Genomic DNA, 12,363 nt, shown 5'->3' with positions numbered 1-12,363 from the left:
GTCTTGCGGTGATGGTTCCGGTGCGGTGGACGACCGGTTCATCGAGTTAAAACACCCAACGCTCCTGGCGGGGCATGTCGTTGGCAGGCTGAACCTGGTCGACTTCCATCATTCGCATCGAAGCGGCAACATCCGCGAGGCTGCTGACAGCGCTGAAATGAGTTTGCGGGGCGCGCTGAATCGACAGCAGAGGCGCTTCAGGCTGTTGGCTCTGATGCCAAAGCATCAACTGCTGGCCTGCCATAAGAGTGATCAGCAGGGCCACTACAGCCCACAGACCCTGCTGAACATGCAAGGCAGAGATTCGAAACTGAGCGGCACGTTGACGATTCATCCTGAAATTCCTCCCCACCCCGAGTGGTGATCTGGTTGAGGCGTCTTCACGCCACATTGACCTGACCATTGCAGCCGGCATGCCAGAATTTTTACCGAGATAAAACTCTTTAAAATCAGCTAGTTATAAATACTCTGTGCGCACGCCGGAGCGCATCCTGCACGATGGCTACGACGAGCGTCGTGCGAAATGCACGAACCGCGGGGATAGGCGCGATAGAATCTTTTTGAATTGCCCGTCGCAAAGAGATGTCGGAATGAGCAAGCCGTACCGTGCGAGGCGGGGACAGGAGCAAAAAAGGGACCCAAATCAACCTTTTAGGAGTCAGACACTCACGGGTACGCTCTCGGTGGGTAATATCCCCTCAGAAACGACCATGCAACTTGCCCGATATTTCTGACACTAACCAACATCATTCATTAAAGGAGCGTAGGAAAAATGGAATCCGCCACTGAGCATCAAGGCCGCATTCTGCTGGTAGACGATGAGTCCGCCATCCTGCGTACCTTCCGTTACTGCCTGGAAGACGAAGGCTACAGCGTCGCCACCGCCAACAGCGCTGCCCAGGCCGACACCCTGCTGCAGCGGCAGGTGTTTGACCTGTGCTTTCTGGACCTGCGCCTGGGAGAAGACAACGGCCTCGATGTGCTGGCGCAAATGCGCATCCAGGCTCCCTGGATGCGGGTGGTGATCGTCACCGCTCACTCGGCGGTCGACACCGCCGTTGATGCGATCCAGGCCGGCGCCGCCGATTACCTGGTCAAGCCTTGCAGCCCCGATCAACTGCGCCTGGCGACTGCCAAACAGCTGGAGGTACGCCAGTTGTCGGCGCGACTGGAAGCTCTGGAAGGGGAAGTGCGCAAACCCAATGACGGCCTCGATTCCCATAGCCCAGCGATGAAAGTCGTCCTTGAAACCGCTCGCCAGGTCGCCAGCACTGACGCCAACATTCTGATCCTTGGCGAGTCCGGCACCGGTAAGGGCGAACTGGCCCGAGCCATCCATGGCTGGAGCAAGCGCGCGAAGAAGTCCTGCGTCACTATCAATTGCCCGTCGCTGACCGCTGAATTGATGGAAAGCGAACTGTTCGGCCACAGCCGCGGCGCATTTACCGGCGCCAGTGAAAGCACGCTGGGACGGGTCAATCAGGCCGACGGCGGTACGCTTTTTCTCGATGAAATCGGCGATTTTCCCCTGACATTGCAGCCCAAGTTGCTGCGCTTTATCCAGGACAAGGAATACGAGCGGGTCGGCGACCCGGTGACCCGTCGTGCCGATGTGCGGATTCTCGCGGCGACTAACCTCAACCTTGAAGACATGGTGCGCGACGGGCGCTTTCGCGAAGACCTGCTGTATCGCCTGAATGTCATTACCCTGCATCTGCCGCCACTACGCGAGCGAGTCGAAGACATCCTGACCCTTGCCGACCGTTTCCTGGCGCGCTTCGTCAAGGAGTACGCCCGCCCGGCACGAGGCTTCAGCGACGAGGCGCGCGAAGCGCTGCTAGGTTATCGCTGGCCTGGCAACATCCGGGAGCTGCGCAACGTGGTCGAGCGCGCCAGCATCATCTGCGCGCAGGAAAAAGTTGAAATCAGCCACTTGGGCATGGCTGAGCAACCTGTCAACAATGCACCGCGAATCGGTGCCGCGCTGAGTCTCGACGAACTGGAAAAGGCGCATATTGGCGCGGTGCTGGCCACGGCCGAGACCCTTGACCAGGCCGCCAAGACCCTGGGTATCGATGCGTCCACACTGTATCGCAAACGCAAGCAATACAACCTGTGAGCGGCACCTTATGAAATTGGCGATGAAGCTGCGCACACGGCTGTTTCTGAGTATCTCGGCGCTGATCACCGTGGCATTGCTGGGCCTGTTGCTCGGCCTGGTCAGCGTGGTGCAGATGGCCAATACCCAGGAACAATCGGTGCGCGACAACTTCATCCTGCTCGACCTGGGCCTCAAGCTGCGCCAGACCCTGGGCGACCAGTTGATGATCATGCTCGATGACAAGCCCGACCTGGCTGCCCTGGAAGAATCCAAACGGCAATATTTCCAGTTGCTTGACGAGGGCATCGCCCACGAACAGGTACTGGACGATTCGCCAGACAGCTTCAGCAAGGCCAAGGCCGATTACATCAGTTTTCTCGAGGCTTTTTCAGCCGCTCGCCAGCTACCCGCCCAACTTACCGGTATCCAGAACGTCACCGAAAAATTCAACGTGCTGCGCACAGGCTTGATCGACGCGTATCGGCAGGCCTTGAACAACATCAGCGATACCCAGAACAAAGCTCGCGAGCGCGCATTGCTGATTTCCGGATTACTGGGGCTGGTAGGGCTGGCAGTGCTGATCATCGGCTTCATCACGGCCCACGGTATCGCACGGCGTTTCGGGGCGCCGATTGAGGCGTTGGCTGCGGCTGCGGATGATATCGGCCAGGGCAATTTCGAGGTGACGCTGCCGATCTCCTCAGCCGCTGAGCTGAACTTGCTGACCCGTCGTTTCGGCGTCATGGCCCAAGCGCTACGTGAGCATCAGGCTACCAATGTCGACGAACTTCTCGCCGGCCAGCAACGCCTGCAAGCGGTACTCGACAGCATCGACGACGGCTTGCTGATGATCGACCGCCAGGGGCGCCTGGAGCACCTCAACCCGGTGGCCCAGCGTCAGTTGGGCTGGGATGAGGAGCGCCTCGGCCAGGGGTTAGGCGAAGCACTGGAACGCAAGGAGCTGGATGAGGAACTGCAACTGGTTCTGCGCGGGGGAACGCTGGAGCGGGCGCCGGACGATTTGAGCATCGAAGTGGATGGCGAGTCGCGGTTGCTGACGTATAGCCTCACCCCCGTGAGCCATACCCAAGGGCACATCCTCGGGGCAGTGATGGTGTTGCACGACGTCACCGAACAACGCGCTTTCGAACGGGTGCGCAGTGAGTTCGTGTTGCGCGCGTCCCACGAACTGCGTACGCCAGTGACCGGCATGCACATGGCGTTCGGCCTGTTGCAGGAGCGCGTGCATTTTCCTGAGGAATCGCGCGAAGCCGACCTGCTCAACACCGTCAACGAAGAAATGCAGCGCCTGATGCAGCTCATCAATGACCTGCTGAACTTCTCCCGCTACCAGAACGGCCTGCAAAAGCTGACGCTGGCACCTTGTTCCATCGAAGAACTGCTGGAGTCGGCCCGGCTGCGGTTTGCCGCACAGGCCCAGGCCAAGGGCATCCAATTGCTCGTGGCGATCCAGGGACCCTTACCGCGCTTGCATGCCGATGTTGCGCAACTGGACCGGGTACTGGATAACCTGATCGATAATGCCATGCGTCACACGGGCGACCACGGTCAGATCCGCCTGCAGGCCCGGCGCCATGGCGAGCGGGTGATCATCAGCGTCGAGGACAATGGTGAAGGCATTCCCTACGGCCAGCAGGGACGGATCTTCGAACCTTTCGTCCAGGTCGGTCGCAAGAAGGGCGGCGCAGGGCTGGGTCTGGCGCTGTGCAAGGAAATCGTCCAGCTCCACGGCGGGCGCATGGGCGTTTATTCACGACCGGGGCAGGGCACTCAGTTCTACATGGCGCTGGCGGTCTGAGGCGGCTCAAGCCTCGTCGTCCATGCGGCGCCCCAGCAGGCGCCGGCCGCGGGTAATCAGTTCGATCAACTGCACGGCACTGAGCGCGTGGGCGAACAGCCAACCCTGCCCGAAAGTCACCCCTTCGCTACTCAGGTAAGACGCCTGGGCTTCATGCTCGATGCCCTCGGCGATCACCTTGAGCTGTAAGGCATGGGCCATGCGAATAATATGCGGGGCCACGCCACTGCTGGCGGCATCGTGCCCCAAGGCGTCGATGAAGGCTTTGTCGATCTTCAGGCAGTCCACCGGCAAGGTTTGCAGATAGGCGAGGCTGCAATAGCCCGTGCCGAAGTCATCGATCAACACCTGATGCCCGACATCGCGCAGCGATTGCAGGTTATCCCGGGCGACCAAGACATCGACCAATCCGCGTTCGGTTACTTCAAACGCTATCTGGTGCGCCGACACCCGGTGCAACGCCAGCAGGCGGGCGATCACTTCGCCGATGCGTGGCACCATCACGTCGCACGCCGCCAGGTTCACCGAGATGTACAACTGCGGATTGGCCCGCAGTAGCTGGCCCAGCTGGTCGAACAGGCGCTGCAGCACGAAGTCTGTGATCTGACGGATCTGCCCGGTATCCTCTGCCATCGGAATGAACAGATCCGGACTGGTGAGAGTGCCGTCCGGGCGCCGCCAGCGCAGCAGGGCTTCAGCACCAACGCAGTTACGACTGCGCAGGTCGAAGATCGGCTGGTACAGCACCTGCAACTCTCCGCGCCGGATGGCCCCATGCAGTTCGGCGTCCATCGACTGGCGCTGACGCGCCAGCAGGAATACCTGAAAACCAATCCCCAAGCCCAGCAACAGGCTGATGGGCAGTAACCACCAGGCGTTGGAGGGGATGTTGAAGCCATTGCGTTGGGCAATCAGCACCAATTGATATTCCGGGCTGTCAGTCTGCATTCGATAGATCAGGCGGTTCTGCGTCACTTGCAATGCGTTGCGGCTTTTCGAGGGCCAAGGCTCCGTGGGCGGCCAGTATTGGTCGGTCCCCAGCACCGGTATCGCCCGCTCGCCATGATCGAGCACCACCAAAAGGCTGCTGCCGGGAGGCAGATCCACCACATCGGTCAGATGCCCGCGCGAGGTCGCCACCCGAAAATTGCCGCGCCCCAGCATCAATGCCGCACGGTTTTCATCGGGTTCGGTGGTGGTATTGAGCCAGTAGCTATACGTCGGCCCCCGGATATCAGGCGGCCGGATCACCGATAATCCGCTGCGGCGTGGGCGATTGGAACAAACACCGCTGCTATCGATATACGCCGCTTCGTAGACAAAGCGGTAGTTGAAGCTGACCTGCTGCAGCGTCGCGATCATGTCATCGTCGCATCCGCGCAACGGCTGGTTTTGCAAATCATCGAGGCTTTCGCGCAACTGTCCGAAAAGCTGCTCGAGCCGCTGCAGAAAGCGCTCACCCTGAGCATTCATCTGATCGCTTTCACGCTGCTGGATTTGCTGGATCACCACGAACAGACTGGCCCCCAGCAACAGCACGGTACTCAGGACAGCCGCCATCATCGCCAGGAAAAACGGGCGATGGAGCCAGCTTTGCAGGGTTTCGCGGGCAGGCGTCATCATTGGTAATCCGAAAGTTACCAATGAGTTATAGCTTCTGATTTGGATTTAGCCCTGACCGTCGGACGGGCGTCATTATTTTGTCTGGTTAAGCACCTGCACAATAGCCGCGCTTTGCGCATCCGGCATGCCGTCGAACCGGCTCGGCCGGAAGCGCATCTGGAAGGCGGCGAGCACATGATGAGTGGCTACATCCCATTCGCCAGTGCGGGGCGTCGGGTAGCCGAGGCGAGCCAGCTCGGCCTGAAACCAGCTGGCGTTCGGCACCTGCGCCGCGAAAACTGCCTGTTGACGCATCACGGCCTGTTCGTCTGGCCAGACGCCCACCCCTGCTTGCGCCAGGCGCTTCCAGGGGAACAGCGGCCCAGGATCAAGCTTGCGCATGGGGGCGATATCGCTGTGACCAATGATGTTGCGCGGGTTGATCCCATTACGCTGGGAAATATCCTTGAGCAATGCGATCAAGGCCTCGACCTGAGCTTCACTGTAGGGATACCAGAGACGCCCGGTGGGCGTATCGACGAAACCTGGATTGACGATCTCAATGCCGATGGAGCTGGAATTGAGCCACGTCCGGCCGTCCCATTCACTGTCCCCGGCGTGCCAGGCGCGTCGGCTTTCATCCACCAGCTTATATATCGTTGTGTCTTTATCATCACCAATCAGGTAGTGCGCACTGACTTCGCCATGGGTCAGCAGCGCCAGGGACCGCTCCAGGGACGCCGAGGTGTAATGCAACACCACGAACTGGATTCGGTTGTCATGATTGACTGAGGGGTGGCTGGTATCGAGCCGGGGGCCGCTGGCGCAACCGGCCAAAATCAACAAGGAGACAATGAGCGAAAAAAATTTCATGGCAAGGTGCATTACGCGCTGGAAGTAATGCAACAGTGTAACGTATCGCGCGGCGATGATCTGGCTCGTATTCCGGGAGTCACAAAATGGAACAATTGCGTTCAGCCCAGTTCCACGCGGTTACGTCCGGCGTTTTTGGCCCTATATAGCGCCTGATCGGCTCGTTTAAGCACTGAATCGCTGTGCTCCCCCATTTTGAAGGCGGTCATGCCCACGGACACCGTGATCGTTACCGGCTCTCCCTTGAAGTGAAACGGACAGGCTTCGATAGCGGCGCGCAGGGTCTCGGCCAGTTTGGCGCCGGTTGCAAGTGGCGTGTCGGGCACCAGCAGGATAAATTCCTCGCCGCCAAAGCGGGCGATGAAGTCACTGCCACGCAGGCGTCTGCGCAGCACCGAGGCGATGATTTTCAGCACCCGATCACCGGCCAGGTGGCCGTAGTTATCGTTGATGCGCTTGAAATGATCCAGATCGAGCATGGCCAGCAGCAGACTGTTGCCGTGCTGCTGCCACTGGGCGACTTCCCGTTCTAGACGCTCGGACCAGGCGGCACGGTTAGGCAACCCGGTAAGCGGGTCGATGAGCGCTTTCTGGCGCTGTTCTTCGAGATTGTCGCGCACGACCTGGGCGTCCTGTTCCATCAGCGCCACGCGCTCGGCCAGGCTTTTGAGGCGAGCTGAGACTTCCCGCTCGCGCTGATCGCGCTGCTTCTGGTGCTGATCCATCGTACCGAGCAGGCCTTCGAGGTGGTTCTCCAGCACTTGCTTGAGCCCCTCCAGATCATCAGCTTCCTGCACGCTGCTTTGCAAGCCATCAACTTGCTCGCGAATCTGGCTGTCCATTTCCCTGGAAACCGACAGGTTATCGGCATGGTCCTCACTGGCGGCCCGCAGACTGCTTTGAAATGACTCAAGCCGATCGTTGAGCCGCTGCAGGTACGCTTCGAACTCATGCTGCCCGGTGTCGGTGATCGCCAGCATGAGCACGGCCAGATCATCGAGAATCGGCAGTAACTCGTACCAGTTCAAGCCATTTTGCAGCCGTTCACGCATGGCCTCGGCTTGGGGACGATGACGCTCGGGCAGGGTCAGATCGCCCAACAGGCCCAACAAGGTATCCTCGATATGCCTGGCCACCGAGCTATAGGAAGGCTCTGGCGAGTCGGGCAGTTCGTAATGGTCGTCATTCAGTTCAGACGCTACCGGCTCGATGGCAGCCGATGGTTCGACGGGCTCTTGCGGGAGGGGCAGCGACTCGTCCAGCGCTTGCGACGGCTCCTCGGGCATCAGCTCATCAGGGTTCTCAAGCACGGGGGCCGGCACTGCATTTTCCGCGGGAATCGGCGCCGGCTCGGTAGTTTCCTCCTGAGCGGTAGCTTCATCTCGTTCCAGAATCGGCTCGGCAGCTTTGGATACCAGCGACGAAGAGAGTTCTGGATCGGGATCGACCATTGGCGGAATGAACGCGACCGGTTCAGGCGCTTCATCGACTGTTGCCGCGTGTTCTGCTACCAATGCCGGGGCTGGAGCCGGGACTGGAGTTATGACGGGCACAGTCTCAGTTGCTAGCGGTGCCGGTGCCGATGTCGGTGTCGGTGTCGGTGTCGGCGGTGCCGTTTCCAATACCGGCACCGCGCTGCGCTGGGCAGGCTCGTGCGGCTGGGGCGCGGCTTCTTCCTGGCCGTGGCCGCCAAACAACCGTTGCAGCAGGCCGGGGCGGGGCGGTTCAGCGGGAGCTTCCAGCACACTCAATGCCTGGCCCTGCAAGCTGCTCAATTCGCTGAGCAGCAGAGGAATCTCCCGAGCCTGGTCGACCCGGTCCTCCAATTGCTTGGAGAATTTCTTCAGTGGCCGGCTGACTTCCTTCGGCAGGGGCAAGGTTTGCAACTGAGTAACCAGGGAAGTCAATGCTGCGCTCACCTGTTCGACCCGGGTCTCGCGGCGCTGCTCGGAATCGAGTACGGCTTTCTCCAGACGTGGCAACAGTGCGGCTAGGGCAGCATCCATGTCATCGGTGCGTACCACTTCGCGCATTTCTTTCATGCACTGATCAACCGCCCGGTCAGTGCCTTCGGCGGCCAGCGTACTGCGCACCAGGCCGCGACGCAGCAGGTCGAGCCGAGCCGCCCAGCGGCGCTCAAGCTTTTCCTGCTGTTCAATACTCTTGAAGTACTTCTCTCTCCAGCGTTCGGCTTCGTCGCTCATTCATCGGATCCGCTAGGGGGCAGGACTCAACGCGGGGAATGCATCAGCCGTGAGCGAACCCGGTAGACGAATTTCGACCGCGACAGGCAGGTGGTCGGAAATGGGGTGAGCCAGCACCTCGAACCGTTCGAGGGTCAAGGTCGGGCTCAGCAGAATATGGTCCAGGCAGCGCTGGGGGCGCCAGCTGGGGAATGTCGCTTCGACTTGTGGGGCGAGCAGACCAAGGTCGCGCAACGGTGAATTTTGCAGCAAGTCGTTGGCGTGGGTGTTCATGTCACCCATCAATACCTGATGCTTGTAGTCACCGATCAGCTCGCGGATGTAGGCCAGTTGCATCGTGCGGGTACGAGCCCCGAGGGCCAGGTGCATCATGACCACGATCAATGCCTCCGGACCTTCGCCAAAACGCGCCAGGATCGCTCCGCGCCCCTTGGGACCGGGTAACGGGTGGTCTTCGATCGCCCACGGTCGCAGCCGGCTCAACACACCATTGCTGTGCTGACCCAGACGTCCGAGGTTGCGATTGAGTTGTTGGTACCAGTAGGGAAAAGCACCCAGTTGAGCCAGATGCTCCACCTGATTGACATAGCCCGACCTCAGGCTCCCACCATCGGCCTCTTGCAGGGCCACCAGGTCGAAGTCTTTGAGCAGGTCACCGATCTTCTGCAAGTTAACGGCTCGTCCGGTGTGCGGCAGCAGATGTTGCCAGCCACGGGTCAGGTAATGCCGGTAACGCTCGGTGCTGATGCCCACCTGGATATTGAAACTGAGCAACCGCAGGCAGTTGTCGGCAGGCAGGCCCGTGGAGGCGATATGATGCTCATTGACCCGCGGTTCATGCAGGCCAACGATGCGTTCGGTGCTCCAGCGGGCCATGGCGAGCGCCGCGCTTAGTTGGCGGCGGCCTTGGTTGCCGCTCGCTCTTTGGCAATCAGTTGGTCCGCCAGTTCAAGCGCCTGGTTCGCACCACCGGCTGAACCGATATCAAAGCGGTATTTGCCGTTGACGACCATGGTGGGTACGCCGGTGATCTCGTATTTCTTGGCAAGTTCTTTGGCTTTGTTGATCTGGCCCTTGATGGCGAAGGAGTTGAAAGTCGCCAGAAACTTGTCCTTGTCCACACCTTGGGTGGCGAGGAATTCAGCCATTTCCTCAGGATCGGTCAGACGCTTCTTCTCAACCTGGATCTCATTGAACACTGCAGCGTGAACCTTGTGCTCGACGCCCATGGCTTCGAGAGTCAGGAACATTTGGCCGTGGGCGTCCCATGGGCCGCCGAACATGGCCGGAATGCGTACGAAGTTCACATCTGAAGGCAGTTTCTCAACCCATGGGTTGATCACGGGCTCGAACGCGTAGCAATGCGGGCAGCCATACCAGAACAGTTCCACCACTTCGATCTTGCCAGGCACGGCCACCTGAACGGGGTTGCTCAATTCGACATAAGGGGCTTTCGATTCCTCGGCGTTGGCTTGGGCGGCCATGCCGAACAGGCTGACAGCGGCGAGCGCGGCGCTGATGATCAGATTACGCATGCTTTACTCCTGGACAATGAGGGGGCCTCGCGAGGCGTGTTTTTCAGACAGGCCGTGACGGGTTCAAGTTCGCTAGTGTAACGGCAGCGGCCACAAAAAAGGGCGGCCAAAGCCACCCTTTTGATCTTTGCATCGACGGATTAATCGAGCGTTAACGTTGCAAGAGATGTAAACCCTCACAACGCCCGGCTAACGGTCTCAGTGCAGGCCCTGAATGTAGCTGGCCACCGCCGCGATCTCTTCGTCGCTCAGCTTGCGGGCAATGGTACGCATCATCGCCTCGCCATCATTGGTACGACCGTCTGCTTCCTTGCGGAAATCAGTCAACTGCTTGGTAACGTACTGAGCGTGCTGGCCCCCAAGGTGCGGGAAGCCGGCCGCCGCGTTACCTTTGCCATCAGGCGAGTGGCAGCCCGTGCAGGCTGGAAGCCCCTTTTCCAGGTTGCCTCCGCGAAACAGCGCTTCACCACGTGCGACCAGATTTGGATCGGCGGCACCGACGCTGCCCTTCTGGCTGGCGTAGTAAGCCGCAATGTCTGCCAGGTCCTGATCGTTCAGGTTGGTCAGCAGGCCGGTCATTTCCAGCACGACACGCTTGCCGTCCTTGATGTCCTTCAACTGCTTGGTCAGGTAACGCTCGCCCTGGCCCGCCAGTTTCGGAAAGTTTGGTGCCATGCTGTTGCCATCCGGACCATGGCAGGCCCCACATACGGCGGTTTTCGCCTGGCCGGCGGCGGCATCGCCAGCGGCATGGGCTACGCCGGAGATCCCCAATGTCAACAGCAGACTCACGATCAGTTTGTTCATCAGCTAATCCAACTACGGCTAAGGGTTAAAGAGTTATGGACCGGGCTTACTCGCTCATCCACTGGATGATGGCTTGGTAATCCTCGGCACTGCAGTCCATGCACAAACCACGCGGCGGCATCGCCTTGAAACCCTGGGTCACGTGTTGCACCAGCGTCTCCATACCTTTCGCCAACCTCGGCGTCCAAGCTTCCTGATCACCCTTGCGGGGCGCCATGGGGAGTTGGCCGGAATGACAGGCACCACAAACACGGTTGTACACAGCTTCCGGATCCTGTGTAGCCTGAGCGCTGTAAAGCGGCATCAAGACACCGGCAGCTAGCAGCCATTTCGTCATAAAACGACCTTTTCAGGGTTGAGAGCGAGCTGCGTTCTAGTGCGCAATTTCAGTCGGTCGCTCCCGTGAGCTTCATCCTACGCTGGGACAAAGCGCACACAAAATCTGCGGCATTATATACTGGCGTCACTGAAACGGAAACGACACAGCTTGCCGCGTCCATTCCCGACGCCGCCCACATCGGAAATCCCATGCAACTGAAGAACCCCATCCTCGGCCTGTGCCAACAGTCCACCTTCATGCTCAGCGCCGCCAAAGTCGATCAATGCCCCGACGATGAAGGCTTTGAAGTGGCTTTCGCCGGGCGCTCCAACGCCGGTAAATCCAGCGCACTGAACACCCTGACCCATGCAAGCCTGGCACGCACCTCGAAAACTCCGGGTCGCACGCAGCTCTTGAACTTCTTCAAGTTAGACGATGAACGCCGTTTGGTCGACCTGCCCGGTTACGGCTATGCCAAGGTGCCGATTCCGCTCAAGCAGCACTGGCAGCGCCATTTGGAAGCCTATCTGGGCAGCCGCGAGAGCCTCAAGGGTCTGATTTTGATGATGGACATCCGCCATCCGATGACCGACTTCGACCTGTTGATGCTCGATTGGGCGGTCGCCAGCGGCATGCCGATGCACATCCTGCTGACCAAGGCAGACAAGCTGACCTACGGCGCGGCCAAGAATACGCTGCTCAAAGTGCAGTCGGAAATCCGCAAGGGGTGGGGTGAGGCGATCACCATCCAATTGTTCTCGGCGCCTAAGCGCATGGGCCTGGAAGAGGCCTACACTGTATTGGCCGATTGGATGGAATTGGCAGACAAAGGCAGCGAAGAGGGCTGAATAAGCCAAATCGCAGGCAAAAAAAACCCCGGACTTCGTATGGGGAGGGGAAGTTCGGGGTCCAAGTTCCGGACCGCTAGGGCGGGGTCCAGATATCTGCCAACACTTAACACAACATAGGAGCATTGAAGGGCTTCACCAGCCTTTCAGAAACTCTGAGTAGCAATTCACGGGTTTAGTTCAGATTATTTTTGGAAATAACTGTAGGCATCTTCAGAGCTAATGACGCCGGTCGTGAATTCGCGGTGATCAATG

At 59.5% G+C, this 12,363-nt stretch carries 11 protein-coding genes; 3 read left to right on the top strand and 8 right to left on the bottom strand.

What is annotated here, in order from left to right; all coding sequences use genetic code 11:
* Nucleotides 1-46: 46 nt before the first annotated feature.
* The gene (locus PSH57_RS00260; protein WP_305387124.1) at nt 47-334 is read right to left on the bottom strand and encodes a hypothetical protein; all 288 of its coding nucleotides are present in this window, start codon (nt 332-334) and stop codon (nt 47-49) included.
* A gap of 438 nt (nt 335-772) precedes the next feature.
* On the opposite strand from PSH57_RS00260, the gene algB reads away from it, so the two are divergent.
* Both algB and PSH57_RS00250 read left to right on the top strand, forming a co-directional pair.
* Nucleotides 773-2,119 carry a sigma-54-dependent response regulator transcription factor AlgB gene (gene algB / locus PSH57_RS00255; RefSeq protein WP_305387122.1) on the top strand — a complete coding sequence of 449 codons (1,347 nt, stop codon included), beginning with the start codon at nt 773-775 and terminating at the stop codon, nt 2,117-2,119.
* Between the two features lie 10 nt (nt 2,120-2,129).
* Entirely contained in the window at nt 2,130-3,920 is a 1,791-nt protein-coding gene (locus tag PSH57_RS00250; protein WP_305387120.1) for an ATP-binding protein, read from the top strand.
* Between the two features lie 6 nt (nt 3,921-3,926).
* On the opposite strand, the gene PSH57_RS00245 is transcribed toward PSH57_RS00250, so the two are convergent.
* The 7 genes from PSH57_RS00245 to PSH57_RS00215 form a co-directional block, all read right to left on the bottom strand.
* Nucleotides 3,927-5,540 carry an EAL domain-containing protein gene (locus tag PSH57_RS00245; RefSeq protein WP_305390499.1) on the bottom strand — a complete coding sequence of 538 codons (1,614 nt, stop codon included), beginning with the start codon at nt 5,538-5,540 and terminating at the stop codon, nt 3,927-3,929.
* A gap of 75 nt (nt 5,541-5,615) precedes the next feature.
* Entirely contained in the window at nt 5,616-6,395 is a 780-nt protein-coding gene (locus PSH57_RS00240) for an N-acetylmuramoyl-L-alanine amidase (RefSeq protein WP_305387118.1), read from the bottom strand.
* Between the two features lie 101 nt (nt 6,396-6,496).
* Nucleotides 6,497-8,599, bottom strand: a complete 2,103-nt coding sequence (locus PSH57_RS00235; protein WP_305387116.1) for a diguanylate cyclase — start codon at nt 8,597-8,599, stop codon at nt 6,497-6,499.
* Nucleotides 8,600-8,611: 12 nt separating this feature from the next.
* The gene (locus tag PSH57_RS00230) at nt 8,612-9,475 is read right to left on the bottom strand and encodes an endonuclease/exonuclease/phosphatase family protein (RefSeq protein WP_305387115.1); all 864 of its coding nucleotides are present in this window, start codon (nt 9,473-9,475) and stop codon (nt 8,612-8,614) included.
* A 14-nt stretch (nt 9,476-9,489) separates the two neighbouring features.
* Nucleotides 9,490-10,134: a thiol:disulfide interchange protein DsbA/DsbL gene (locus tag PSH57_RS00225; RefSeq protein ID WP_256229634.1), complete on the bottom strand. Its 645-nt coding sequence runs from the start codon at nt 10,132-10,134 to the stop codon at nt 9,490-9,492.
* Between the two features lie 198 nt (nt 10,135-10,332).
* Entirely contained in the window at nt 10,333-10,941 is a 609-nt protein-coding gene (locus tag PSH57_RS00220) for a c-type cytochrome (protein ID WP_305387113.1), read from the bottom strand.
* Between the two features lie 46 nt (nt 10,942-10,987).
* Nucleotides 10,988-11,278, bottom strand: coding sequence for a c-type cytochrome (locus tag PSH57_RS00215; RefSeq protein WP_017341757.1), 291 nt, complete (start codon nt 11,276-11,278; stop codon nt 10,988-10,990).
* Nucleotides 11,279-11,469: 191 nt separating this feature from the next.
* Here PSH57_RS00215 and yihA point away from each other — a divergent pair, with 191 nt between their 5' ends.
* On the top strand, nt 11,470-12,108 hold the full coding sequence (gene yihA / locus PSH57_RS00210; RefSeq protein WP_256229632.1) for a ribosome biogenesis GTP-binding protein YihA/YsxC: 639 nt from the start codon (nt 11,470-11,472) through the stop codon (nt 12,106-12,108).
* The last annotated feature ends 255 nt before the right edge of the window (nt 12,109-12,363 follow it).

The sequence above is a fragment of the Pseudomonas hefeiensis genome (assembly GCF_030687835.1).
GTDB lineage: Bacteria > Pseudomonadota > Gammaproteobacteria > Pseudomonadales > Pseudomonadaceae > Aquipseudomonas > Aquipseudomonas hefeiensis.
Note: the sequence above shows the minus strand (reverse complement) of the source record. Positions and strands in the feature narration are given on the sequence as shown.

Bases quoted from the DNA above. Each gene is read 5' to 3' on its own strand.
- PSH57_RS00260 (WP_305387124.1), bottom strand. From the start codon at position 334: ATGAATCGTCAACGTGCCGCTCAGTTTCGAATCTCTGCCTTGCATGTT.
- algB (WP_305387122.1), top strand. From the start codon at position 773: ATGGAATCCGCCACTGAGCATCAAGGCCGCATTCTGCTGGTAGACGAT.
- PSH57_RS00250 (WP_305387120.1), top strand. From the start codon at position 2,130: ATGAAATTGGCGATGAAGCTGCGCACACGGCTGTTTCTGAGTATCTCG.
- PSH57_RS00245 (WP_305390499.1), bottom strand. From the start codon at position 5,540: ATGACGCCTGCCCGCGAAACCCTGCAAAGCTGGCTCCATCGCCCGTTT.
- PSH57_RS00240 (WP_305387118.1), bottom strand. From the start codon at position 6,395: ATGAAATTTTTTTCGCTCATTGTCTCCTTGTTGATTTTGGCCGGTTGC.
- PSH57_RS00235 (WP_305387116.1), bottom strand. From the start codon at position 8,599: ATGAGCGACGAAGCCGAACGCTGGAGAGAGAAGTACTTCAAGAGTATT.
- PSH57_RS00230 (WP_305387115.1), bottom strand. From the start codon at position 9,475: ATGGCCCGCTGGAGCACCGAACGCATCGTTGGCCTGCATGAACCGCGG.
- PSH57_RS00225 (WP_256229634.1), bottom strand. From the start codon at position 10,134: ATGCGTAATCTGATCATCAGCGCCGCGCTCGCCGCTGTCAGCCTGTTC.
- PSH57_RS00220 (WP_305387113.1), bottom strand. From the start codon at position 10,941: ATGAACAAACTGATCGTGAGTCTGCTGTTGACATTGGGGATCTCCGGC.
- PSH57_RS00215 (WP_017341757.1), bottom strand. From the start codon at position 11,278: ATGACGAAATGGCTGCTAGCTGCCGGTGTCTTGATGCCGCTTTACAGC.
- yihA (WP_256229632.1), top strand. From the start codon at position 11,470: ATGCAACTGAAGAACCCCATCCTCGGCCTGTGCCAACAGTCCACCTTC.